The organism is Saccharibacter sp. 17.LH.SD (assembly GCF_009834805.1).
GTDB lineage: Bacteria > Pseudomonadota > Alphaproteobacteria > Acetobacterales > Acetobacteraceae > Saccharibacter.
Window position 1 is genome coordinate 346,006 of record NZ_WVHO01000009.1, and the last position, 25,608, is coordinate 371,613.

The 25,608-nt window shown below is 49.5% G+C and carries 20 protein-coding genes and 1 pseudogene; 16 read left to right on the plus strand and 5 right to left on the minus strand.

The window, feature by feature from the left end; all coding sequences use genetic code 11:
* Positions 1-19: 19 nt before the first annotated feature.
* Entirely contained in the window at positions 20-1,543 is a 1,524-nt protein-coding gene (gene xseA / locus GS501_RS02985) for an exodeoxyribonuclease VII large subunit (RefSeq protein ID WP_160830369.1), read from the plus strand.
* Positions 1,544-1,580: 37 nt separating this feature from the next.
* Positions 1,581-1,943, plus strand: a complete 363-nt coding sequence (locus GS501_RS02990) for a hypothetical protein (protein WP_160830370.1) — start codon at positions 1,581-1,583, stop codon at positions 1,941-1,943.
* A gap of 587 nt (positions 1,944-2,530) precedes the next feature.
* Here GS501_RS02990 and GS501_RS02995 read toward each other — a convergent pair.
* A pseudogene (locus GS501_RS02995) lies at positions 2,531-4,621 on the minus strand (ribonuclease E/G); the annotation flags it as partial.
* 214 nt (positions 4,622-4,835) lie between these two features.
* On the opposite strand from GS501_RS02995, the gene GS501_RS03000 reads away from it, so the two are divergent.
* From GS501_RS03000 to GS501_RS03045, 10 genes are all read left to right on the plus strand, one after another.
* Positions 4,836-5,000, plus strand: coding sequence for a hypothetical protein (locus tag GS501_RS03000; protein ID WP_160830371.1), 165 nt, complete (start codon positions 4,836-4,838; stop codon positions 4,998-5,000).
* A 210-nt stretch (positions 5,001-5,210) separates the two neighbouring features.
* Complete coding sequence (locus GS501_RS03005; RefSeq protein WP_160830372.1) at positions 5,211-6,071, plus strand: N-acetylmuramoyl-L-alanine amidase; 861 nt, start codon at positions 5,211-5,213, stop codon at positions 6,069-6,071.
* Between the two features lie 190 nt (positions 6,072-6,261).
* The gene (locus tag GS501_RS03010; protein ID WP_160830373.1) at positions 6,262-7,833 is read left to right on the plus strand and encodes a 2-isopropylmalate synthase; all 1,572 of its coding nucleotides are present in this window, start codon (positions 6,262-6,264) and stop codon (positions 7,831-7,833) included.
* A gap of 57 nt (positions 7,834-7,890) precedes the next feature.
* Positions 7,891-8,658, plus strand: coding sequence for a sulfite exporter TauE/SafE family protein (locus tag GS501_RS03015; RefSeq protein ID WP_160830374.1), 768 nt, complete (start codon positions 7,891-7,893; stop codon positions 8,656-8,658).
* A 222-nt stretch (positions 8,659-8,880) separates the two neighbouring features.
* Positions 8,881-9,924: a rod shape-determining protein gene (locus tag GS501_RS03020; RefSeq protein ID WP_160830375.1), complete on the plus strand. Its 1,044-nt coding sequence runs from the start codon at positions 8,881-8,883 to the stop codon at positions 9,922-9,924.
* A 24-nt stretch (positions 9,925-9,948) separates the two neighbouring features.
* The gene (gene mreC, locus GS501_RS03025; protein ID WP_160830376.1) at positions 9,949-10,884 is read left to right on the plus strand and encodes a rod shape-determining protein MreC; all 936 of its coding nucleotides are present in this window, start codon (positions 9,949-9,951) and stop codon (positions 10,882-10,884) included.
* A 21-nt stretch (positions 10,885-10,905) separates the two neighbouring features.
* On the plus strand, positions 10,906-11,451 hold the full coding sequence (locus tag GS501_RS03030; protein ID WP_160830377.1) for a hypothetical protein: 546 nt from the start codon (positions 10,906-10,908) through the stop codon (positions 11,449-11,451).
* A 201-nt stretch (positions 11,452-11,652) separates the two neighbouring features.
* Positions 11,653-13,509 carry a penicillin-binding protein 2 gene (gene mrdA / locus GS501_RS03035; RefSeq protein WP_237442419.1) on the plus strand — a complete coding sequence of 619 codons (1,857 nt, stop codon included), beginning with the start codon at positions 11,653-11,655 and terminating at the stop codon, positions 13,507-13,509.
* Positions 13,506-14,672, plus strand: coding sequence for a rod shape-determining protein RodA (gene rodA, locus GS501_RS03040; RefSeq protein ID WP_160830379.1), 1,167 nt, complete (start codon positions 13,506-13,508; stop codon positions 14,670-14,672). Before mrdA ends, rodA begins: the two co-directional genes overlap by 4 nt.
* Before the next feature lie 72 nt (positions 14,673-14,744).
* A complete protein-coding gene (locus GS501_RS03045) occupies positions 14,745-15,407 on the plus strand; it encodes a LysE family translocator (RefSeq protein WP_160830380.1) in 663 nt (220 codons plus the stop codon).
* 83 nt (positions 15,408-15,490) lie between these two features.
* On the opposite strand, the gene glyS is transcribed toward GS501_RS03045, so the two are convergent.
* Complete coding sequence (glyS, locus tag GS501_RS03050) at positions 15,491-17,602, minus strand: glycine--tRNA ligase subunit beta (RefSeq protein ID WP_160830381.1); 2,112 nt, start codon at positions 17,600-17,602, stop codon at positions 15,491-15,493.
* Positions 17,595-18,476, minus strand: coding sequence for a glycine--tRNA ligase subunit alpha (locus tag GS501_RS03055; RefSeq protein WP_160830382.1), 882 nt, complete (start codon positions 18,474-18,476; stop codon positions 17,595-17,597). The genes glyS and GS501_RS03055 overlap by 8 nt, the downstream gene beginning before the upstream one ends.
* Positions 18,477-18,672: 196 nt before the next feature.
* Between GS501_RS03055 and GS501_RS03060 the strand changes: the two genes are divergently transcribed.
* The 3 genes from GS501_RS03060 (at position 18,673) to aspS (ending at position 22,963) form a co-directional block, all read left to right on the plus strand.
* Positions 18,673-19,479, plus strand: a complete 807-nt coding sequence (locus GS501_RS03060; RefSeq protein ID WP_160830676.1) for a DUF2076 domain-containing protein — start codon at positions 18,673-18,675, stop codon at positions 19,477-19,479.
* A 22-nt stretch (positions 19,480-19,501) separates the two neighbouring features.
* Complete coding sequence (locus GS501_RS03065; RefSeq protein WP_160830383.1) at positions 19,502-21,064, plus strand: FAD-dependent oxidoreductase; 1,563 nt, start codon at positions 19,502-19,504, stop codon at positions 21,062-21,064.
* Between the two features lie 105 nt (positions 21,065-21,169).
* Positions 21,170-22,963 (plus strand): aspartate--tRNA ligase, encoded by a 1,794-nt coding sequence (aspS, locus tag GS501_RS03070; protein WP_160830384.1) that lies wholly within the window; start codon positions 21,170-21,172, stop codon positions 22,961-22,963.
* Positions 22,964-23,124: 161 nt separating this feature from the next.
* Here aspS and xth read toward each other — a convergent pair whose 3' ends face one another.
* Together xth and erpA are read right to left on the minus strand one after the other, a co-directional pair.
* The gene (gene xth, locus GS501_RS03075; RefSeq protein WP_160830385.1) at positions 23,125-23,901 is read right to left on the minus strand and encodes an exodeoxyribonuclease III; all 777 of its coding nucleotides are present in this window, start codon (positions 23,899-23,901) and stop codon (positions 23,125-23,127) included.
* Between the two features lie 25 nt (positions 23,902-23,926).
* Positions 23,927-24,265 (minus strand): iron-sulfur cluster insertion protein ErpA, encoded by a 339-nt coding sequence (gene erpA, locus GS501_RS03080; protein ID WP_160830386.1) that lies wholly within the window; start codon positions 24,263-24,265, stop codon positions 23,927-23,929.
* 149 nt (positions 24,266-24,414) lie between these two features.
* Between erpA and GS501_RS03085 the strand changes: the two genes are divergently transcribed.
* Positions 24,415-25,599 carry a deoxyguanosinetriphosphate triphosphohydrolase gene (locus GS501_RS03085; protein WP_160830387.1) on the plus strand — a complete coding sequence of 395 codons (1,185 nt, stop codon included), beginning with the start codon at positions 24,415-24,417 and terminating at the stop codon, positions 25,597-25,599.
* Positions 25,600-25,608: the final 9 nt, after the last annotated feature.

Genomic DNA, 25,608 nt, shown 5'->3' on the forward strand with positions numbered 1-25,608 from the left:
CTTAGCATAAACTGTTTCTATGATGGAGAGTGAGCATAGGTTTTCATCTGGAGATTCTGCGCAGGGTGTGTCGAATATTCCAGAATATTCAGTATCTGATATATCAGGGGCGATTAAGCGCACGTTAGAAGGGGCGTTTGGGCGTGTCCGCATTCGTGGTGAAATTACGGAGCTTAAACGTTACGCTTCTGGCCATATTTATCTTTCTCTCAAAGATGAGGGAGGTAAGATTTCGGGAGTCATCTGGCGTGGGAATGCCTCGCGCCTGAGTTTGAAACCGGAAAATGGTACGGAGGTGATCGCCACAGGGCGTATTTCCTCTTATGGCGAACGTTCGAGTTATCAACTGATTATTGACCGTATGGAGTATGCGGGTGAAGGGGCGTTGCTCGCGCGGGTGGAAAGGCTGCGTCTCCAATTGCGTGATGAGGGATTGTTCGCTGCTGAACGTAAAAAAGCTCTTCCATTTTTACCCACATGTGTGGGGGTTATTACCTCACGTTCCGGTGCTGTTTTTCACGATATTTGCACAACAATTTCTCGGCGCTTCCCGAGGGATATTTTGTTATGGCCAGTGGCTGTGCAGGGAGACGGGGCGGCACAGCAAATTGTACGGGCTATTCAAGGAATGGCGCGTTTGCCACAACCGCCAGATGTTGTGATTGTTGCACGAGGTGGGGGATCACTCGAAGATCTTATGGCTTTTAATGATGAGGCGGTTGTGCGTGCGGCAGCGGCGTGTCCATTACCTCTCATCTCAGCAGTCGGTCATGAAACGGACACGACACTGATTGATTATGCGTCAGACCGACGTGCCCCAACGCCAACCGCAGCCGCTGAATTAGCGGTTCCACTCCGGTCAGAGCTGCTGGCTGATCTGGCGCATCGTACAGCGCGTTTAACGAGTGGTTTGGCGGCTATTCTTCAAAATCAACAATTGCGATTGCAACATTGTCTTGGGCGTATGCCGGACCTACCAAGCATTTTAGATACGGCGCGTATGCGCCTAGAAGATCGCGGTCAGCGGCTTGAGCTTGCTCTTCCTTCCTTCATTATGCGTGCGCGTGCTCAGTTAGGCGCAACACAGTATCATTTGCCAGCTCCTGTGACATTATGGTCGCAACGTCGTGCGACAATTGGGGCATTGTTGTTTGGCTTGCAAGCAGGGTGGCAGAAGACATACCAATCACGTGTAATGAGTTTAGCGCGATGCCCGATAAGGATTGAGACGATTCAATCACAAATACAGCTTCAAAAAGCACGTCTTGACGGTGTAGGGCGTCACCTATTAGCGGTTTCTCCACAGGCGATTCTGCAACGCGGTTATGTTTTGGTACAGGATGGAAATGGTCATCCAGTGACGCGTTCTGATATGTTACCTCAGAGAAGCATGGTAACACTCAGTTTTGCGGATGGTAAACGCCATGCACAGTTGGATCCAACTTTTGAAAAAACATCTTCTGGTCCAAAGGTGCGGGGTAAACAACGACATGTGCCTGCAGATGATAAGGCTGCTCCTACACAAGGGAAGCTTGATATCTGAAGGTGAGAGACATATCCCGAGGGGGGAGGAAGGTATCGTGAAAATTAAGAATTCTTGGTTTCAGGCGATGGTGGTTACATCGTTCTTAGCTGTCGCAGCCTGCTCTAGCACGCCAACCTCTCAAACATCCTATGACGCTGCACGAACGGCACAGAATTTTGCGCCGAGTGCTGTGCAGGACACGCCGCGTGGTCTCACAGACAAAGAGAAGATGAATGTGCCATCGGCTCCGCTTGATACGCCTATTTGTGGTTCAGCGTTACATGAGCAGGCTCAAACAGGTGCGGCTTTATATTCACGGAGTTTAACGAGTGGTAATTCATGCACCCAGAATGCGTGTTTTCAACCGTTGACGGGTACGTTCATTGCTCAGAATGGAAATAACAGTGTGTGTCGTTAGATAAGTTTATCGTTTTGTGGTGAGGGATACGTAAAAAAGGGGCGGTCAGAATATTCTGACCGCCCCTTTTGATGACACCGAGTTAGGCTTTAGCGTTTCCACCATCCGACCCGTCGCTTGGCAGGCTTTGCCTCATCAACGTTAATGGGCTGCGGAGGACGAGGCACGGATGTTTCTGATGCTTCGACCGGTTGCTGTTCGGTTGATTTCGAGCGTGTCGTGCGACGCCGACGAACAGGCTTCTCTTTTTCTTCAGAAGGTTCTGATGTGTTTTGAGGCTCCGAATTGTCTGAAGAGACCGTTGTTTCTATTGATGTTCCCTGCTCATTGCTCTTTCGGCTACGCCGGCGGCGGCGAGGGGCCTTCGGCGTGTCGAGGGCTTCAACATCAACAGGGTGTTCGTTTCCTGATATATGGCGATCCGTCGGCTCTATTGCTGTCTTTTTAGCGGTAAACGCAGCTGATTTTTCCGACGGTATGTCAGATATGTCTCGTGACTGAATGAAGGTCGCATCATTCTGTTCGATGAGATCGAAAATATCAAACCCTTGGAAAGGATCTGCCGGAGTAGGGCGCTGTTGCTGTGGTGGTGAAGAAGGGATATTTCCTTTCTTTTCAAATTTACGGCTACGTGCTGGCTTTTCCGGGATTGTATCCTCATTTTTTTGCGGGAGGACCCGTCGAACACGTGTTCTCCGACGGCCAGGCATTAATCCTTCTTCAGCAGAGTGCGGTTCTTCTGGTGTTGCAGGAACTCGGAATTCCTCATTCTCACTATCGTGTGAAGCCGTCTCATAATCGCGGTCCTGACCACGGCGGCGGCCTCTGCGGCGACGGCGGCGAGAAGAGTTATTTTCTTGCGTGTCGTCTGATGGGAAGGATTGCTGTTCTTTAGAAGACGGAACAGGAGCCTCTCCCGCGACGATATCAATCGTGCGTACCGTATCCGGGGCTTTCTCTGGAGCAGGTGCAGCAAGAGGAGCTGCCTGTGTCTGTCGAGACTGAATACGGTCAATTCGGATATCCGAACCAACAAGACTGTCGTCAGTTTGGAAGGAAATCTTTAACTGATGACGTTGTTCTATCGCAGCCAATGAATCGCGCTTGCTGTTGAGAAGGTAGAGAATAATGCTTGGTGCGATATAGACATTGATTGCTGAGGCAAGTTGGCGGCTTGCTTCTTCTTCAATGGTGCGGAGCACATGAAGCGTTGTGCTCTCGATCCCGCGTACCAGGCCCGTTCCTTGGCAGTGTGGGCAAGGAGAAAGCATACTCTCGGCCAAAGAAGGACGAAGCCGTTGACGAGACATTTCCAAGAGGCCAAAATGGGAGATCCGTCCAACTTGGATGCGTGCACGGTCAAGGCGGAGCGCTTCTTTTAAGCGTTTTTCGACCTGGTTATTATTGCGACGACTTTCCATATCGATGAAATCGATCACGATGAGCCCGGCTAAGTCACGGAGCCTTAATTGACGTGCGACTTCTTCAGCGGCTTCGAGGTTTGTCCGAAGGGCTGTTTCTTCAATATTGCGTTGTGACGTGGCCTTGCCCGAATTGACGTCAATAGAGACTAGAGCTTCTGTCTGATTGATGACAATATAGCCGCCAGCTTCTAGGCGTACTGTTGGGGAGAACATGGCGTTGAGATGGTGCTCAACATTATAGTGTGAGAAGAGACTTTGCCCACGGTTCTGCCAAAGACGAATACGGTTGGCGTTATGGGGCATGAGAAGCCGTGTGAATTCCCGAGCATTTTTCCATGCACTTTCACCATCGACATAAACACTTTCAATGTCACGAGTGAAGAGATCACGAATGGCCCGTTTTATCAGGCTTGCTTCCTCATAAACGAGGGTAGGAGCGATAGAGGTTAGGGCATGGGAGCGTATATCGTCCCATAGTTGAAGCAAATAATCGCAATCACGAACAATTTCTGTTTCAGGCCGTCCTGCACCAGCTGTGCGGATGATCATTGCCATGGAACGGGGTAAATTGAGATGCGATACAATATCACGCAGGCGCTTACGGTCTGTGTCAGATGTGATTTTGCGAGACACTCCACCACCACGCATAGCGTTGGGCATGAGGACTCCGTATCGGCCAGCAAGAGAGATATAAGTGGTGAGGGCCGCTCCTTTATTGCCGCGCTCTTCTTTGACAACCTGAACTAGGATGACCTGGCGACGTCGAATGACTTCTTGAATGCGGTAATTACGTAAAAAGCGTGCCATGCGGCGGTTGGCGGTTTGCTCATCGCCAGTATCGTGCTCTCCGCTGACAATTTCGGGGCGGTGCTGTGCATGTTCATCTTGGTCTTCTTGAACGTTGGCATCAGCACTATCACCATCATCAACGTCGTCATCCCCCAGAGCCTGCTGCTCGGTGGCGTATTCTTCTTCTTGAAGGGCAAGAAGTTTTTCGCGATCAGCGACTGGGATTTGAAAATAGTCAGGGTGGATTTCACTGAAGGCTAAAAAGCCATGCCGATTGCCGCCATAATCAACGAAAGCGGCCTGTAGGCTTGGTTCAACGCGGATTATTTTAGCGAGATAAATATTGCCTTTAAGTTGACGCCGAGCAGACGTTTCAACGTCATAATCCTCAATGCGTTTTTCGTTCATGACAACGACACGTGTTTCCTCAGCGTGTGTTGCGTCAATGAGCATATGTTTTGTCATGGAAGACTAAACTCCGTGGCGTATCCATGAGGTAGGCTCATCCGATGAATACGCGGATTGTCGTAACGGTCAGGGAACGGCATGGCAGGCACAGCGCACGAGGGCTGTGATAAGCGGTGGGTTAAAATCGACGCACTAAATAACATGACGCCCCTGGATAACTGGTCCGGCAGCAGCCTGAATTGCCGGGAAATGCGTTTAGCTGATATGGCATATGGCCACACAGCCAGTTGATGAGTTGGACTACTTCTATCAGGGTGCCGTAGACACATCAGAACTTGATGACGTGCTCACACCAAACGATTCAAAGTACATCACGCTAAAACCATATTGGCGGGAGCCGACAGCCTCTCCAGATTATCCCACTGGGGCTGTTTAGGATCAAACCGCTTCCAACAAGGTCTTGCGTGTCAAGATGACCCAAATATTTCATCTTGGCAAGCGGCATGATGCAGGCTGTTGTCATGTTCTGAGATAAGGTGAAAATGAAGGGTGATTATTTCTCTTATGCGTCTTAATTACCGAGGTTATTATACACTGATAATCGAGCAGTTTTGAGGGGGTTGAGGGTGTCTGAGGAGAACAGATCATGGTGCTGACGCGACGGCATTTTTTGGGTTTGTCAGCAAGTGGAGGGCTCCTCCCATATACGGCTACGGCACTCACGAATAGGAAACATTCCAGTTCTGTTATTGCGACACAGCGGGCGCCTTCTATTACCCGTCATGCCAAACCAGATTTACCAACTATTATGCTAGATCCTGGTCATGGGGGGAAGGATCCAGGTGCTATTGGTGTTTCCGGCACGTATGAGAAGCATATTGCGGAAGCTGCCGCCACAGAGTTGGCCTTTTTATTAAGGAAATCTGGGCGTTATAGTGTTGTGCTGAGCCGCGATGAGGACAAGTTTATTCCTCTTGAAGGACGTGTCGAGCTTGCACATCGTCATAAAGCGCAGCTTTTTATTTCTATGCATGCTGATGCGTTGCAACAACCGGATGTGCGTGGTGCAAGTGTGTATACGTTATCAGGTAGTGCGTCAGACCATCAAACGGCGTTGTTGGCACAAAAGGAGAATAGTGCAGACCGTTTTGCCGGCCCTGCTTTTCATGGTTTTTCCCCAGACGTACAGGAGATCTTGGGCAGTCTTGTGCACGAAGAAACACGGCACGGGTCAGCCTATATGGCATCCAGTGTTGTGCATTCTTTTCAAGACAAAATTCGGCTGTTACGCCATCCGTCGCGGCACGCTGCATTTGTTGTCTTGAAGTCGGCAGATATTCCGTCTGTTTTGGTTGAAATGGGCTTTATGTCCAATCATCTCGATGAGCTCGCTTTGAGGCAAGCACAACATCGTCAACATGTTGCCTTAGCGATGCAGCAAGCGATTGATCGTTATTTTTCTTCGCGTTTTGGTGGAGAACGTCTTGCGGGTGGGCGTTTATTATAAAATACGAACCTCTTGCGTTAGGTAAAATAATTATGTAGCGTCCGTAGTGATATGACATTCTGTTTTGCCCTTACCCTACGACTTATGGTCCCCTGAACGCTCTATGATGCGGACAGGATTGTCTGCTGCGTTCAGGGGAAGCCTTCAAGATTAAGTATTGTATTTTCGTAAGGTTAAGAGAGGTAACGCTGTGTCTTTCCAACATCCTTCTTTCGGTTCTGTTGCTGATAATCGTGTTTTCATTTTTGACACGACATTGCGCGATGGTGAGCAGTCCCCTGGCTTTTCTATGAATATAGGGGAGAAGCTGCGCATGGCGCACGCTCTGTCAGCATTAGGGGTTGATGTTATTGAAGCGGGTTTCCCCGTTGCTTCAGAAGGGGATTTTGAAAGTGTCCGCCAAATTGCCGAGAACGTGGATGGATCGGTCATCTGCGCCCTGGCTCGGAGTGGGGGGCGTGATATTGAGGCCGCAGGGGAAGCGCTAAAGAAAGCGAAACGCGGGCGTATTCATAACTTCATTTCAACATCTCCGTTACATATGAAATACAAGCTTCGTATGTCGCCGGAGCGTGTTCTGGAGCTGATTGAGTCCGGGAACAAACAGGCGCGTCATTATACAGATGATGTTGAGTGGTCCGCAGAGGATGGGTCTCGTACAGAGCCGGACTTCTTATGTCGGTGTGTCGAAACGGCCATTCGTCATGGGGCAACAACTATTAATATTCCTGATACTGTAGGGTTTGCGACACCAGAGGAAATGCGGGCGTTATTTTCTATGTTGCGAGAGCGTGTCCCCGGAGCGGATCAGGTTATTTTCTCTACCCATAATCATAATGATCTTGGATTGGCGGTTGGTAATACATTGGCGGCTGTTGAGGGGGGCGCTCGACAGATTGAGTGCACCATCAATGGGATTGGTGAGCGCGCTGGTAACGCCGCATTAGAGGAGATCGTGATGGCGTTGAAGACGCGGCATGATCGTTATGGGATGACGACAGGGATTGAGACGCCGCGTCTGTTGAGTATCTCGCGTCTTCTGGCGACCATTACGGGCTTTGATGTGCAGCCTAATAAGGCGATTGTAGGTCGTAATGCCTTTGCGCACGAAAGCGGGATCCATCAGGATGGTATTTTGAAGCACGCTGGAACGTACGAGATTATGACGCCCGAAAGTGTTGGGTGGAATAGTACGTCCTTGGTGTTGGGGAAACATTCTGGGCGTGCGGCTTTCCGGGATAAGTTGGAGAGCCTTGGTTATGGAGACATAACGGATGAGCTTGTTAATGTTGCGTTCCAACGTTTCAAGGATCTAGCCGACCAGAAGAAAGTTGTTTTTGATGACGATGTGAGAGCGTTGGTTGATGAAGAAGCGCGTGATCATGATCGTATAAAATTACAGTTTTTGGAGTTGCAAGGTGGCACGGCCCATAAAGCCCATGTGCTTTTAGGACTTGAAGTGGATGGCGTTGTGCAAGAGGCCCAGTCTGATGGGAATGGACCTGTCGATGCGGCGTTCCGGGCTATTTGTCAGGCTTTTCCGCATAAAGCGACTTTGGCCTTGTTCTCTGTTGCAAATGTAACAGAGGGAACGGATGCCCAAGCAAAGACAACTGTGCGTTTGCAAGAAGACGGCCGGCTTGTGGATGGGCAGGGAAGTGATGCCGATACAGTTGTATCAGCGGTCCGTGCTTATATTCATGCCTTGAATAAACTGTTGGTTAAACGTCAACGAAGTGCTCCGGAAGCCTTGAAAGTTTGATATCGTAACGTTCTTATTCGGGCGTATTCGCTTTAAAAGAGCTGGAGGGGGAGACCGATGGTGCATGGATGGGTTTATGTGCTTTCCGGTTTGCTTGTGGGTTTCCTGGTTGGGATGACGGGGGTCGGGGGTGGCTCTCTTATGACCCCCATCCTTATCCTCCTATGTGGAGTGAAGCCGCAAACAGCTGTTGGGACAGATTTGATTTATGCCGCTGTTACGAAGTTGGTGGGAACCACCTTTAACAGGCATCTTGGAACAATAGATTGGCGTATTGTTGGCTGGCTCATGGCTGGGAGTATACCGGGGGCTTTAATCTGTCTCATATTCTTGCATCATACAGGAAGTTCTGCGGCGGTATCCCACATAATACATGTGGCGTTGGGGATTAGCTTGCTGATTACTTCTCCCGCTATTTTGTTTCGTCCATATTTACAACGCTGGGCGTCACAGCGGGCAGTGTATGGTCGCAGGCGTGTACGCTTCCTTACTGTCGTATTGGGGCTCATTCTAGGGGGAATGGTTGCTCTTTCCTCAGTAGGTGCTGGAGCAATTGGTATGGCGGCTTTGGTCATGTTATATCCCTCAGTGCCTATGCGAACATTGGTTGCTGTTGATGTTGCGCATGCCGTTCCGTTGGCATTTGTTGCCGGGGGAGGTCATTGGCTAGAGGGAGCGCTGGATGTCAGGACGATCGCATGGCTCTTATGTGGTTCGATTCCCGGAATCTTATTGGGGACTCTGTGCGCTGGGAAATGTCATGAGGCTGTACAACGTTGGGTGTTGGGAGTTTTGCTTGCTGTGATCGGTTTGAGGATGATATAATTGATTTATGATTAGGAAAAACCTATCGTAATCCACGTGAGATAGATATCTAAAGAAACTGTCATAAAAATCCGTGGTAAGAATCGTTTTTCTTGTCCTTTATGGCCTTGCTGAAGTTGTCTTGCTTCTTATAATTTGCCGCCGGGTACGTCATTGTGTTCAGCGTGATTAATATTTTTGCCGCCTTACAATAATGTGAGGTTTTCCTGCCAGGAGTTTTGGATGTTCTCTCGTCTGCTGGGTCTCATGTCGGCTGACATGGCGATCGACCTCGGCACAGCTAATACGCTTGTCTACGTTAAAGGTCGTGGAGTTGTGTTAAGTGAGCCTTCCGTTGTAGCTGTTACTGAGGTGCGGGGGCGCCGGCAGGTTTTGGCGGTTGGGAATGAAGCTAAGCTGATGGTCGGGCGGACTCCGGGGAATATTACGGCTATCCGTCCAATGCGTGATGGGGTAATTGCGGACTTTGAGAGTGCGGAGGAAATGATCAAACATTTCATTCGCAAAGTACATAATCGGAGCTCTTATTTTAGCCCTCAGGTTGTTATCTGCGTGCCATCTGGCTCTACCGCTGTGGAGCGCCGTGCGATTCAGGAAAGCGCTGAAAGTGCTGGGGCGCGTAAAGTTTATCTCATTGAAGAGCCCATGGCCGCGGCCATTGGAGCTGGATTGTCGGTTACCGAAGCCTCTGGGAGCATGATTGTCGATATTGGTGGTGGGACAACAGAGGTAGCCGTTGTCTCATTAGGGGGAATCGTGTGTGCACGCTCTGCCAGAATTGGTGGGGACCAGATGGATGATGCGATCACCGCCTATATCCGCCGAAATTATAACTTGATGATTGGTGAAAGCTCCGCGGAGCGTATTAAAATGGAACTGGGGGCCGCATCCTTACCAGAGGATGGTGGGCCTGGCCCGACCACAACGTTGAAGGGGCGTGATCTTCTGAATGGTGTCCCGCGTGAGATTACTGTCAGTCAGGCTCAAATTTCCGAAGCCTTGGAAGAGCCTGTGAGCCATATTATTGAGGCTGTTGCTGTCGTATTGGAAAATACGCCGCCTGAATTAGCTGCTGATATTGTGGAAAAAGGGATTGTCATGTCAGGGGGCGGTGCGTTGCTGCGGCGTCTTGATGATGTGCTACGGCAAGCAACGGGTCTTCCCGTCATTGTGGCAGAGAATGCCCTCTCATGTGTGGCTTTGGGAACAGGGCGTGCGTTGGAAGAGATGCGTCAGTTAAGAGGTGTTTTGAGTAGTATGTATTAATCCCATCTCGGAGACGAATGGGATATGCTTTCAATCCATACGCGTCAGGTCTTGGCGGGCCTTGTTTTACCGATATTGATTTTTTTCGCGGTTGGACTGGCTTTTGTAGGGCAAGTCTGGCCGCAGAAGCTTGTGTCGCTTCGGCTTGCCGTCACAGGGGAGATGGCCCCTATTTATTACGGTTTGACATTTCCTCAACGTGAGGTGCGGCATTGGGAAGAGATGCTGCATGGCGTTACTGATTTAATCGCTGAAAATCAAAATTTACGTCAACAAAATAAACAACTTTATTACTGGCGTGATATGGCTACTTCCTTAAAGGCAGAGAATAAGAAGCTTAAGTCTGTACTGCATTGGGGAATTGATCCGAGTTTACGCTATGTAAGCGGGTGGGTCGTCCGGGAGGAAAGCGGCCCCTATTTACATGCTGCTTTGCTTGATGTGGGAGATCAACTATCTCCGCATATGGGAAGCCTTGCTGTTGATGATGTTGGTCTGATAGGCAGGGTGAGTGAGGTCGGGCCGCATGTGGTAAGAATATTACTCATCACAGACGCTGCAAGCCGTATTCCTGTAACAATGCTTCCCTCTGGGGGGGATGCTATGATGGTGGGAGATAGTGTTTCGCTCCCACATCTCATGTATTACGCTCAAGATACTCGTCCGGTGGAGGGTGCACGTGTGGAGACGCGCGGACAGGCTGGGATTACGGGGGGGGTTTTGATTGGGCATGTGCATTATTTATCTTCTGGGCAGCCCATTGTTATCCCCGCTGCTGATTTAAAGCATTTGGATGTCGTAAGAGTATTTGATAATGATACGGTGTTAGATCCTCCGCCTGCAGCTGGGCGTGTTAGGGAGCATGGCCCTTTGATTTCTGTGCCGCCTAAAGCTGAGGGCGAACCGAAATGGCAGGGATTAAAACGGTTCTGGCCTTTTTCTCGTATTGGGAATGGTTGATCAGAGGGAAAAAGGCGGGCAATGCGGTTACCATCTCAGCAGCAGCAAATATTATTACGATGGGCACCACAGCGTATAATGAAAGCGGTCTGGAAGAAGATTGTTCCTGGTTTGTTTATCATTTGTTGGGGGATTGTCTTATCGGCTCCTTTCGGTATTCCCGGACAGATTGAACTTCAGAGTGGCATTATTCTTGGGACTGTATGGTTTTGGGTACTATACCGTCCCCAGGTTATGTCATTGCCTTTATTGTTTTTGAGTGGGCTAATTGTAGAACTGTTTGTGGTGACGCCTCCGGGGTTCTTATTGTTGTGGATGCTGGTTGTTTATGGCGTAGCACAGGGCGTTCGTTTTCGTTTGGCTCAGGGAGGTTTCTTTCGCTCATGGGGAGTGTACGCCTTAACAGTTTTGGGAGGCGTTTTCCTTGAGTGGTGTTTGATGTCTATTCAAGCGGTGGCCATTATCTCTCCCTTTGCGATGGTTTTTCAGTGGGTCCTCACAATAGGTGTTTACCCGCTTTTACATGCGGGATTTGCGTGGGGACGCCGTATTTTTGACAATTCTTAGCGTTTTAAATGCGGTGCAGGCTTTATAGAATCTGTTATTATTTACTTGCTTCTCCACTCCTGAGCGTTATGTCGTGTCCTGATGGTATTCAAGCGTCGTGCTTCTCGTAACAATTCCTCTCAGAGGCGAGGCCCTTCATCTTCTGGAGGGAGCGGGGAAGGTGTGCCCGTTAAGAGTGGTGTTTTTACACGACGTGCTTTGATGATTATGGCTGTCCAGGCCGGTATATTGGGCACATTGGCCTATCGTTTATATGATTTGCAGGTGATCAAAGGCGGTGAGCTGAAAAAGCTTGCACAACGTAACCGTACGAGTAAGCGTTTGATCGCGCCTTCTCGTGGGACAATGTATGACCGTTGTGGTGTTCTCGTTGCTGGAAATTTTCCAAATTGGAGAGCACTCTTAATGCCGGAAGAAACAACGGATATTGCTGCCGTTATTGAGCGTTTTTCCGCCATTGTTCCATTGGATGACCGTGACCGTGCGCGCATTGAGCGCGATCGTCGGCATTTGCGTCGCTATGTTCCTCTAACATTAAAAGAATTTTTGTCATGGGATGATATGGCTCGAATTGGGCTTAATGCGCCCACTCTTCCGGGTGTTTTGGTTGATGTTGGGTCAACACGTGATTATCCCCTCAAAGAGCTGACGGCTCATATCGTTGGTTATGTTGCACCGCCTAATGAGGCTGATGCTCAAAAGGATAGCATCTTTTCGCTTCCCGGCATGAGGATTGGACGTGCTGGCTTGGAGCAAACGCAGGAGGATCGCCTGCGTGGGCAACCAGGCTCGGTTGAAATGGAGGTTAATGCGCTTGGACGTGTCATCGGTGAGATTGAGCGCGTTGATGGTTTGCCAGGGAATAAATTGGGCCTAACGATCGATACAGAGTTGCAGTCCCAGGTTCTTAGTCGCGTGGGGGATCGTATTGCGAGTGCTGTTGTGATGGACTGTCGCAATGGTGAGGTGATGGCGATGGTGAGTACACCTTCGTTTGACCCTTCTTTATTTGATTCCGGTGTCAGCCACGCACAGTGGAATGCATGGATGAGTGACTCACGTACTCCTCTTGTCGATAAAGCTGTTTCGGGTCTTTATCCGCCTGGATCGACATTTAAGCCAGCTGTTGCTATGGCGGCTTTGACATCAAAAGCGGTTTCTCCGGGAGAGCGTTTTTCGTGCCCGGGTTATTATGATCTGGGGGGGGTACGCTTCCATTGTTGGAATCGTTATGGGCACGGTTCCATTAATATGCATCAAGCGTTGAAATATTCGTGTGATGTCTATTTTTACCAAGTAGCGCGGCGTTGCGGTATTGAGGCCATCCAAAAATCAGGAAATCTCTTTGGATTGGGAACAAAGCTTGACATTGAGCTTCCCCATACACGTGCGGGGTCTATTCCGACGCCAGCGGAGCGGCGCAAACATGGTTTCCACTGGAATGGGGGTGATACGGTCAATGCTGGAATTGGTCAGGGATTGGTACAGGTTACGCCTTTAGCCTTGGCCACTTATGCGTCGCGTCTAGCGTCTGGGCGTATGATTAGCCCACATTTAATACGCAGCATTAACGACCAAACTTTACCACAGAGTACCTTTAATGTTGCCGAGGAAATGCCGTTCGCACGTTCAGATTTGGATGTGGTGAGAGGGGGCATGTTTGCTGTTGTTAATGAACCTCAAGGAACGGCTCCAGCAGCGCGTCTTAGTATTCCTGGTGTTCAGATGGCGGGGAAGACGGGTTCTGCCCAGGTGCGACGTGTTCCGCGTGCTTTGCGTGAAAGTGGGCACTTTAATTCGATGAATTTGCCCTGGGAATATCGTCCCCATGCGTTGTTTATTTGTTATGCGCCTTATGACAACCCACGTTATTCTGTCGCTGTTATTGTAGAGCACGGAAATGCAGGAGCAACTGAAGCAGCTCCGCTTGCGGCACGCATTATGACAGACACATTATTGCGTGATCCGGCAAGTCGAACGCCATTATCACGCAATACGGTGGCATCAGCCGATATGACCATGTCACAGCAAGGTGGGATGGAAGATAAGATCCCATGAATAATGATACAGTTGTTCCTAAAGTTGCGCGGCGTCTTTTAAGAACCGAACCCAATTTCCGGATGTTCTCGCGTTTATGGCGGGTTAACTGGTTTTTTGTATTGTTAATCTGTGTTCTGGCGGGCATTGGGTACGTCGCTCTTTATTCTGCAGGAGGAGGAAAGCCTGTTCCATTTGCCGAGCCTCAACTCATTCGGTTTGGGTTCGGGCTCATCATTATGATTGTAGTTGCGCTTCTTAGCCCACGTGTTCTGCGCCTCATGTCCGTCCCCATTTATATTATCGCGATTTTGATGTTGGGGCTTGTGTTGAAGATCGGTCATGTTGGCAAAGGGGCCGAGAGGTGGATCAATTTAGGGTTCTTTCAGTTTCAACCCTCTGAATTTGCAAAAATTGCCTTAGTTCTGATGTTGGCGACGTGGTTTCATAGAGTCGGACGCGAGAAAATGGGCAATCCGTTGCGTCTTATTATTCCCGCATTACTGACATTGCTTCCTGTCGTTCTTGTTCTTAAAGAACCCAATCTTGGAACGGCTACAATTGTCGGCATGATTGGCGCCTCTTTGTTTTTTGCGGCGGGAATGCGCTGGTGGCAAATTGTTATCTTGGTGGCGCCGGTCCCGTTCCTAGGGAATGTCATTTATAGCCATCTTCATGACTATCAGAAGGCGCGTATCGATACATTTTTGCATCCTGAACATGATCCGTTAGGGGCAGGATATAATATCATTCAATCAAAGATCGCTCTGGGGTCAGGAGGGATGTGGGGAGAAGGATATCTTCATGGAAGCCAAGGGCAATTGAACTTCCTCCCAGAGAAGCAAACAGATTTTATTTTTACGATGATTGGCGAGGAATGGGGATACGCTGGTGGCGTTGTGGTGATTGGTATTCTAACCCTTATTGTCATCAGCGGTATGCTGATGTCGTTGCGTTGCCGGAATAGGTTTGGACGGCTTGTAGGGCTAGGGATATCCGTAGATTTTTTCCTTTATTGTGTTGTGAACTTATCCATGGTGATGGGAGTCATTCCGGTTGGTGGGGTGCCGTTGCCGTTAATCTCTTATGGTGGTTCGGCCATGCTCACCATGATGTTCGGTTTTGGTTTGCTCCTCTCTACTTGGGTCTATCGTGATGAAGTCGATTCAGGTGGTGATGGGTAGAGAGTCGGAATAGTGATAAAATGTATAAGATGGTGAGATTCCGCATACATCATTGAAGAGAACATTTGTGTCATGGCGTCTGTTTATATTTTTCATCTCATAACATTTTTTATCGCAGTATCTATTTTTACAGTGACGCCAGGGCTCGATACAGCCGTCGTGTTAAGGATGGCCGCTTCATCGGGACGTCGCGGCGGAGCCGGTGCCGTTTTGGGTATTCTTGCTGGGATAAGTGTGTGGGGTGTGGGGGCCATGCTTGGCTTAACGGAGCTATTAGCTGCTTCACATTCTGCTTTTATGGCCGTGAAGTTTATCGGGGCTCTCTATCTTATCTGGATGGGGCTGCGTATGATGTGGCAGCCTCGTTCCTTCTTAGCAGATGCAGACAATGATACGGATTTGCTTATTTCATCAAAGGAATCGGATATATTACGAGCGGGGTTTTTGAAGGGCTTTTTGACAAACATCCTTAACCCTAAAGTTGGGATATTTGTTATCACGTTCTTTCCGCAATTTATCCCTCAGCATGTCGATATAAAGATATTTACTTTATTACAAGTTGTTATTCAGATCATGTTGTCAGCTGTATGGCTAGGGATATTGGTCATGATGACAACGCAGTTTGAAGCTTTCCTCAGTCGTCCTGCAGTGATGCGCTGCATCGACCGCTTGACGGGCGGGATATTTGTCGTTTTTGGAATGAAGCTTTTTATGACGCAGTCACCTTCTCCTTAAGAATAAGGTGACTGAGCAATCCTCTCGAAAGAGGTCAATATCGAGGCGGGTTGCTCAGTATAAGAGAATCGGTAACAGGTTCGTTACGATATGTTTTCAATGCGTCCGAAGTCGGCAATCATACGTGCTGTATGGCTGAATGTAGCCAGTAGACGGAGACGATTTAAACGCTGTTCTGCTTGGTCGGCATTAACGGTAACTTTTTCGAAGAAACGATCCATTACAGGGCGTAATGTTGCCAGACTTTGCATGGCCGCAGTGAAGTTATCTTCATGCAAGCTTTGATGGAGTTGCGGGGTGACGCGGTGGAGCGCTTCGCCCAACGCATTTTCCTCTTCTTGAACATAAAGAGATGCATTGGGCTCATCTTTATGGGGCCCATCTTTTTGATCCTCAATTTTGAGAATGTTGGTTGCACGACGATAAGCAGCAAGAAGGTTTTGGCCGTCTTCCGTGTCGATCATGTCTGATAGGGCTTCCACACGGGCTAGTAGGCGGACAAAATCTCCATCAAGATGATGAGTGAAGAGCGTTTTGTGGCGTTGTGCTGAGTTGACGGCAAGGGTTGCATCTAACACGTCATGCCGGCGTCCTTCACTACGGAGTTGCACCTTGAGGCGATCGGTAAAGAAGTTCTCAAGCGTATAGAGTGCTTGTTGCTCGTCAATGATCCCTTCAAAAGGTTCTGTCGCTTTGAGGAGTAGAGCGCCAACGTCTATCCGAAGATGATTATCACGGATGGTACGAATGATTCCTAAAGCAGCGCGGCGAAGCGAATAGGGATCTCCCGACCCACTTGGTGTTTCTCCGATCGCAAAGAAACCCGTCAGCATATCGAAGCGATCGGCAAGGGCGACAGCAACGGAAACGGGTGCTCGGGCTGTATCATCATGCTGCCCGCGAGGTAAATAATGCTCACTGATCGCTTGGCTAATAGCGGCCTCTTCGCCATCATGGGCCGCGTAATACCCGCCCATGATCCCTTGAAGTTCGGGAAACTCTCCAACCATTCCTGTTGTTAAGTCGGCCTTAGCCAGGAGACCAGCACGTTTTGCTTGGGTGATTTGCGCGTCGCATAGTTTCATTGCACGCGCAACTTCCCCTGCGAGTGAGGCAATGCGCTGGGCGCGCTGTTCTTGCGTGCCAAGTTTGGCATGGAATGTGACAGACTTCAGAGCGTCAACGCGCTTGATAAGCGGTGTTTTTCGGTCCAAATCCCAGAAATGGCGTGCATCAGAAAAACGCGCACTTAAAACACGTTCATTCCCAGCAATACATAAAGCACCATTATCGGCAAAGGTTCGGTTCGCAATAAAAGCGAAATAAGGTGCGGCTTTGCCATCGGCAGTTCTTAGGGCAAAATAGCGCTGGTTGACGCGCATTGACACCTGCATGACTTCTGGGGGCAGTGTCATGAAGCGTTTACTAATTTTCCCGAGAAGAGGAACAGGATATTCAACGAGTCCGCTGATTTCTCTTACAAGCCCATCATCTTCGACTAACTGAAGCTCTTTCTCTTGTGCAAGCTTTTGAACGCCTTGAAGGATCAAGTCTTGACGTTTTTCATCATCAATTATGACATGACGGCTGGCGAGTTCATCAAGCCATTGTTGGGAGCTTTGAACGGTGAAAGTGCCAGGTGAGAGAAAACGATGTCCTTCCGTAATATTAGAGGATGTTAATCCATGGGCATTATCATCACCGCGAGAGAGCGAGAAAGGGACAAGCTCTCCATCTAGCAAACAAACAATATGATGGAGTGGACGCACCCATGAGAAATGAGATCCATTGCCCCATCTCATGGCTTTAGGCCAAGGAAATTTCCATAGAATTTCAGGCAAAATTTCTGCAATACGTGACTGAGCCGTCACAGGAGGAAGGTCACGTTTATAAATCCAGAAACCATTTTCCTTGGTGAGTTGATCGGGTGTGATGCCATGCTTGCGTGAAAATCCAGCGAGTGCTTTTTCAGGGGCAGTTTCACGCGGGCCACGCTCAGAGAGCGTCCGAGCGGGGGTAGCGGCATCCATGTCTAAAATCAGTGCAATATGACGCGCTCCGCAAAAAGAGCGTATATTGCTGGGGTTGAAATCGGTAAATGCCTGGGAAAGAAGACGTGCAAGATCATCAGCAGCGCGTGCTTGCATGCCAGAAGGAATTTCTTCGCAGAAGAGGTCAAGAAGCAATTCAGCCACGATGATGATTCTCCTCTTCGCCGGCAAGCCATGCTTCACAGGCGGCTTTTGCTAAAGTGCGTACGCGTCCGATATAGGATGCGCGCTCGGAAACAGAAATGACCCCGCGCGCATCAAGTAAATTGAATGTATGAGATGCTTTCAGACACTGGTCATAAGCAGGTTGAGCGATACCGGCTTCTGCCAAACGAAGGGCCTCTTGCTCAGCATCTTTGAAATGCGCCAGAAGGGTCTGCGTGTCAGCAAGCTCGAAATTATAGCGAGAATAGTCTCTCTCAGCTCGGAGAAAAACATCCCCATAGGTGAGACCGCGCCCATTAAAATCGAGATCGTAAACATTCTCAACGCCTTGCACATACATCGCAAGACGTTCTAGCCCATATGTAAGCTCAGTAGAGGGAACAACAGTCGGAATGCCGCCTACTTGCTGGAAATAGGTAAATTGTGTGACTTCCATGCCATCACACCAGACCTCCCAGCCTAGTCCCCACGCGCCAATCGTTGGGTTTTCCCAATCATCTTCAACAAAACGAATATCATGTTTATCAGGGTCAATGCCAATGGCACGATAGCTTTCGAGAAGCAGCTCCTGACTATTTGCAGGGGTTGGTTTTAGAAGAACCTGATACTGGTAATAATGCTGGAGACGGTTGGGGTTTTCCCCATAGCGTCCGTCGGATGGACGGCGACATGGTTGGACATAAGCAGCGGCCCATGGTGTGTGGCCAAGGGCACGGAGCGTCGTATGAGGAGAAAGTGTACCCGCACCAAGTTCTGTGTCGTATGGTTGCAAAATGGCACAGCCCTTCTGCGACCAAAATTGATGAAGGCGTAGGATTAAATCTTGGAAGCTGGGAGGCCGGGTCACAGACAATTCATTAGGCTCCGATAGAACAAATGATCGTTACGCATCTTATCGAATGATGTCACGCGTCTCTAGAGTGTGTTGTTATATAGAAATGGCAGAAGAGGAAACCCTTGCGAGAGTAAGAATGTCGCATCATATTTAACCGAGTTGAGATATGGCCGATAAGAGTGGCTCTGAGCAAAGCGTAAAGGACAGCACGACGATGAATTCCGAAGAACGGGACGTAATCAGCCGTTTCTTTGCCCGCGTTGGTGGCGGTCAAAACGGGGATGGAACACAAGCTAATCTTCCAGCGATTGACCCTGAGGCGGATCGGTTTATTGCTGAGAACTTCCAGCAATATCCTGCAGCGCGTTATCGTGTGACGCAGCTTGCCGTTGTGCAGGAAGCGGCCTTAGCACAAGCGCAAAACCGCATTCGGGATTTAGAAATGCAGTTGCAGCAAGCACGGAGCCAGCAAGCGCAAGCGAGCCAAAGTTCCGGTGGCTTTTTGTCCAATATGTTCGGGCGCCCTAGCCAGCCTCAGCAACCACGGAGTTCTGCATTGCCGCCTGGATGGGGGCCTGCAGCAGGGGCGGGTGCTCCTGGTGTTGCTGCTGGCAGTTATAACGCTGCGGCACCCAGTAGCGCGCCATCCGGTATGTTTGCTCGTTCGGGCTCAGGCTTCTTAGGGTCAGCTTTGTCAACGGCGGCGGGGGTCGCTGGTGGTATGATGGCGGCTAATGCTTTGGAAGGCCTCTTTTCTGACCATCATGGGCATGATGGTGGAGCTGGTGCAGATGCGCAGAACCAAGGCGATACCTTTATTACCAATAACTATGGTGACACCTTTGGTGGGGCTTCTTCTGGGGATCAGGGAGGAGACCCATTTGGAGGCAGTGGAACGGACGCGAGTGGCTTCACACCGCAAGATTTCGGTGGGCAGGATACTGTAGCCCCTGAAGATACGGGGGGTGGAGATAGTGGCGGCTTTGATGGTGGTGGGTTTGATGATAACTCATCCTTTTAACGGTTGAGGGGTTGCCGCAATAATGCCTGTATCCGAGCCGCAGCAGAGCTTTCACGATGTCGCTTCCGTTGATGAGATCGAGGAAGGTCGTGTTAAGGCCGTTACAGTAGGCAAGCATAATGTCGTATTAATGCGGCATGGTGATACGCTTCATGCTTTAGGTGGGCGCTGTCCGCACAAAGGGGCCCCCCTGGGACGGGGGGCCTACTGTAAAAGTGCTACTTATGGGGCGGTCTTGGTTTGTCCATGGCACAAGGCTGTATTTAGTGCTGAAACGGGTGCTGTGGTTGAGCCGATTGCTTTTGAAGCATTGCCTCGTTACCCCGTGGAAGTTGTGCAGGGGCGTGTCATCGTTGGTGAAGTTCCGATTTCGATTCCTGTTTCACCGCCTTCCTTGTCGCAGGGTGACGATGCGCATGTTGTGATTCTTGGTGGAGGTGCGGCTGCAGCGAGCGCGATTTATACGTTCGGCGTAGAAGGGTTCTCAGGAAAGATAACCCTGATTGGCGATGAAGAGAGTGCACCGTATGATCGCACGATGTTGAGTAAATCGTTCTTGCTGGGTGATCCCTCTCGAACGCGTGCACCTTTACTGTTGCAAGAAGGCTATTACCGTAAACACAATATCGAGCGTTTACATGGGCGCGTTGTCTCTTTGGATCACCAAGAACGTCGCGTGACATTGGAAGATGGTCGTTCCATCCAAGGAAGTCATATCTTGGTCGCAACGGGTGGTCGTCCACGCGGTATTGATATCCCTGGAGCGACGCTTGATGGTGTTATGAGTCTGCATAATCAGGCGGATGCGTTGCAGATTGCGGAAAAAGTGTCTCCCGATCAGACGGTTGTTCTGGTGGGTGGTGGGCTTATTGGCCTCGAAGTCGCGTCATCTTTGCGTCAAAAAGGGGTGGGGGTGATCGTTGTGATGGGTGAGCCCATCCCCATGGAAGCGCAGTTGGGTCGTGAGGTGGGGATACGTCTTTTGCAATTACATGAGGAAAATAGCGTCGCGTTTATTTCTGATGCGCAGATAACGGAGATTTATGGCCGTGAGCGTGTTGAGGGCGTGACGCTTGATGATGGTACAAGTTTGCCTTGCACTCATGTTGTGGTGGCGACGGGTGTACGTCCTCAAAGTGATTTTGTTGATGGTTTGCCGCAAGGGCCGGAAGGGAGTCTCCTGACAAATGAAACGATGTGTGTTTCTCCGGGGATTTATGCGGCGGGTGATGTCTCTGCCTTAAAGTCGAGAGGGCACATTTGGCGAATCGAGCATTGGCGGCATGCTCAAGCACAAGGGCGTATTGCAGCTCGGAGTATTATGGGGCTGACGCCAGGGAAAGTGCCGGTGCCGTGGTTCTGGACACAGCAATTTGGTAGAAAAATTGAATATCTTGGATGGGGAGAGCCTTTTGATCATGTTATGGTGGAAGGCGATTTGAGAGAATTTAATTTTTTTGCGACTTATGTCCTGCGCGATAGGGTCGTCGCTCTTGCCGGCTCTGGTTATGCATCGCAGATGGCACGCGCTGCGGTTGATTTTGAGCAATTTGTGAAACAAGAAGTCTCAAATAACTTAGTATAAAGCATTCCTGTAGGGGGTAAGGTCTTGACAGGGGGGGACGTCTCGGCTTCCTGCCTTGTATCGATCGATAAGAATTTAACCGTTAAACATGACGAGGTAGTCTCCATGCACCAGTACCGTACTCACACTTGCAGCGCTTTGCGTGCCAATGAGGCAGGCGAAACCGTACGGCTTTCTGGTTGGATCCATAGTAAGCGCGATCATGGTGGGTTGTTGTTTATTGACCTTCGTGATCATCATGGTGTGACGCAGATTGTTGTGCCTGACGGAGGTGAGCTGCTTGAAAAGGCTGAGCGCCTGCGTGTGGAGAGTGTTATTACGGTAACGGGAAAGGTTGTTCTACGTGAAGAAGGGCAACGCAACCCAGCTCTGCCAACAGGGGATATTGAGGTGCGTGCAGAGCAGATGGAGGTTCAATCCAGTGCTGCTGTGCTGCCTTTCCAGGTTGCTGGTCAAGAGCATTATCCAGAAGATTTACGCTTAAAATATCGTTATCTCGACCTACGTCGTGAGAAAATGCACGCTAATATCATGCTACGCAGCAAGGTCATTGCGAGCATGCGTCGACGGATGGTGGAGCAGGGTTTTACAGAATTCCAAACTCCAATTTTAACAGCTTCGTCTCCTGAAGGAGCACGTGATTTCCTTGTGCCATCACGTTTGCATCCAGGAAAATTTTATGCGCTGCCGCAGGCCCCGCAGCAGTTTAAGCAGCTTGCTATGGTGGCAGGTTTTGAGCGTTATTTCCAAATTGCTCCCTGTTTCCGTGATGAGGCATCACGCGCTGATCGTAGCCCTGGCGAGTTTTATCAGCTCGATTTTGAAATGGCTTTTGCCACGCAGGAAGATATTTTCGGCGTGCTTGAGCCTGTTTTAGCGGGGCTTTTTGATGAATTTACGCCAGCTGGTTGGAAGATCACGGAAGGGGCTTTCCCACGCATTCCCTATGCGGACGCGATGCGCGATTATGGATCAGATAAGCCCGATTTACGTAATCCGCTGATTATTAAAGATGTGACAGACGCTTTTGCTGATTCAGGCTTTGGCCTATTTGCAAAGATTGCGGCTTCTGGTGGGCGTGTGCGTGCCATTCCAGCGCCGGGCGCTGGGGGGCGTCCGCGTGGCTTCTTTGATAAACTCAATAGTTGGGCACGTGAGCAGGGTGCTGGCGGATTGGGCTATATTATCTTCGATGGAGAAGGTGGTAAGGGGCCCATTGCAAAGAATCTTGAGGCAGATCGAGTCGAGAGCATTCGTCAAATATGCGGATTGAAGGCCGGAGATGCCGTCTTCTTTGCCGCTGGGAAAGGCGATGATGTTGTCAAATTCTCTGGTGTCGTGCGTACCAAGGTCGCAACAGATCTGGATCTTATCGAGAAAAATGCTTTCCGTTTCTGCTGGATTGTTGACTTTCCCATGTATGAGCGGAACGAAGAGACGGGCGAAATCGACTTTTCCCATAATCCGTTCTCTATGCCGCAAGGTGGCCTCGAAGCGCTTAACACACAGGATCCACTGACCATTAATGCGTATCAATATGATATCGTGTGCAATGGTGTAGAGCTTTCTTCCGGCGCTGTGCGTAATCATCTTCCTGAGGTGATGTTGAAGGCTTTTGAAATTGCAGGTTATGGTCCAGAAGTTGTGGAAGAGCGTTTTGGTGGGATGCTGAATGCCTTCCGTTATGGGGCGCCGCCGCATGGAGGGGCAGCTCCTGGTGTGGATCGTATCGTGATGCTTTTGGCTGATGAGCCCAATATTCGCGAAGTGATTTTGTTCCCATTAAACCAGAATGGCTCTGATCTGATGATGGATGCGCCAGCGGCTGTTGAACCAGCGCGTTTAAAAGAGCTATCACTTAAGTTGGATCTTCCCAAACCGAAGGGGACTTCGAAGTAAAAAGATTTTCCAGGGCATGTGAAAGGAAATCCCTTCGCATGCCTTATAAGGTAAATTTTTGGTGAACTGTCACAGAAGCACTGCATGATGAGATGATCATGCAGTGCTTTTTTAGGCATATGTCACGTTTAGTATTTTTGAAAATATTCTTGATCGTAAATTTAGGGGGCCTCTAATTTTATGATCAAAGGAACGTGATCGGAAGGTTTTTCTCGTCCACGTTCATCACGATCAATGATAACTTCTTGTAGGCAATCAGCTAGGCGGGGAGAGAGGAGAGCGTGATCAATGCGGAGCCCCGAATTGCGTTGGTAAGCTCCAGCCTGGTAATCCCAAAATGTGTAGTGCGGTCCATGTGGGTAGCATGCTCTGACGGCGTCCGTCAGACCGCTCCAAAGGAGACGTCTAAAAGCTGCCCGTGTTTCTGGACGGATGAGAGCATCACTTTCTGACAGAGCTTTTGGGGCAAAGTCCTCCTCTGTGGGGCATACATTATAATCCCCCATAAACAGATAAGGCTTTTCTGCAAGACGAAGTGTTTCATCACGTCTTAACAAGCTGTCGAAGAAATCTAATTTAGTCTGGAACCCCTTTTCTCCCCCAGAGTTTCCGTTGGGGAGGTACAGATTTCCAACGACAATGCCGTCATACTCACATTCAATATAACGGGCTGCGGGATCTTTAAAACCGGGAAGGTGATCCGTCGTAATCGTCAACGGGGATCGACTGATAAAGGCAACCCCATTATAGGCTTTTTGCCCGACGACAGAGACGTGAAACCCGGCTTCTTCAAAGAGTGTTGGGAATTGGTGCGCCTCACATTTAATCTCTTGTAGCCCTAAGAGGTTACATTTGGGATGCTGTTCTAACCAGTCCTTTACCAGATGAGCGCGTGCACGGATGGAGTTAATATTCCAGCTGGCAAAGGTTAAAGTCATAAATAAAGTAATTCCGTTAGAAATTTTAGACGATCGAGAAACTGCTACCGCAGCCACAGGCAGAAGCTGCGTTCGGATTAGAAATGGTGAAATGAGCACCCATTAACTTGTCAACGAACTCCAACTCAGCGCCTTCAAGAAGCTCAAGACTTTCTGGATCAATCAGCACACGTGCATTGTCTTGCTCAATGATATGATCATCAGGGTGTTGTTCCCCGTCGAGTTTGAATTGATATTGAAACCCGTTGCACCCACCTGCGAGGACAGACACACGCAACGCAAGGGCATCGGGGTTGGGTTGAGCCTTAACAATCTCAACGATCCGAGCAGCGGCAGCCGAAGAAATACGGAAAGAGGGAGTCATAAACCCTTCCAAATTTGAAAATTCCTCCGAGGAGGAGTGTCGGTAGTGTTGACTATATAGGAAGCACGCGTGAGAATCGAAGGGAAAGAGAGGATGGTAAAGCCATCTTTTTATGGGCATGACGTCCGATAAGGGAGAATAGAGCTGAAATGATGGCTTGCTATGCAGTACAGCGTGAAAATGCTCGTGGGCGTCAATTCTCAGAACAAGAGAGTGAGACGCGCTCTCCCTGGCAGCGGGATCGTGACCGTGTTTTGCACTCTGCTGGGTTTCGGACACTTCAATATAAAACACAGGTTTTTCTCAATCATGAGGGCGATTTTTTCCGAACGCGCCTTACCCATTCGCTAGAAGTTGCCCAAATTTCTCGTTCCATTGCCCGTGCTTTGGGGGTGAATGAAGATTTGGCAGAAGTGGTTTCTTTGGCGCATGACTTGGGGCACACCCCTTTTGGGCATGCGGGTGAAGATGCTTTGAAGAAAGCCATGAAAAAATGGGGTGGCTTTGACCACAATATTCAGTCGCTCCGTCAAGTGACTGAAATTGAAGCGCGCTATCAAGCATTTGATGGGCTTAATCTGACATGGGAAACTCTGGAAGGGTTGGCCAAGCATCATGGGCCTGTGAAGCGTCCCTTAGAGTGGTTAGCCGGTTTTGACCAACGCTACCCTTTAGAGGGTGGGCTGCTTTTGAAGAAGCGTGCCTCTGTTGAAGCACAGCTTGCCGCTATTTGTGATGATATCGCCTATCACGGGCATGATTTAGATGATGGCCTTAAAGCCGGTCTTCTTCATTTTAGTGATATTGAAGAGGTTCCGCTTTTGCAGGAATGCTTGACTGAAGCGCGTCATCTTGATTGGTCCCAGCATGAGCCTTACGAGCGTGAGCAGCGTATCCGTCATGAAACCGTAAGACGCGTTATTAATCGTTTAGTACGGGATTTGACGGCCCAGACACGACGTAACTTGGAAGAGCTGGCTCCACAGAGCGCTGATGATGTGCGCAATGCTAAGCGAGATGTTGTTGCTTTCTCCCCTAAGGTGGCGCGGCAAAATAAGGAAATAAAGAAATTTCTCTATAAACGTATGTATTACCATTGGCGTGTCGTGCGGATGACCCGTAAGGCACGTCTCGCTGTTGAAAAAATCTGCGATATTTTAGGGGATGATCCACAATTAATGCCGCCCCCTTGGCGAGACAGGGCGCTACGCTCCCAAAAACAAGGCGATAAAGAAGCATCTTGGCGGGTTGTTGCCGATTATATTGCGGGGATGACAGACCGTTTCGCGATGGAAGAGCATCGCCGTCTGATGGATCTTTCTGTTTTAGGATGATTTTATATA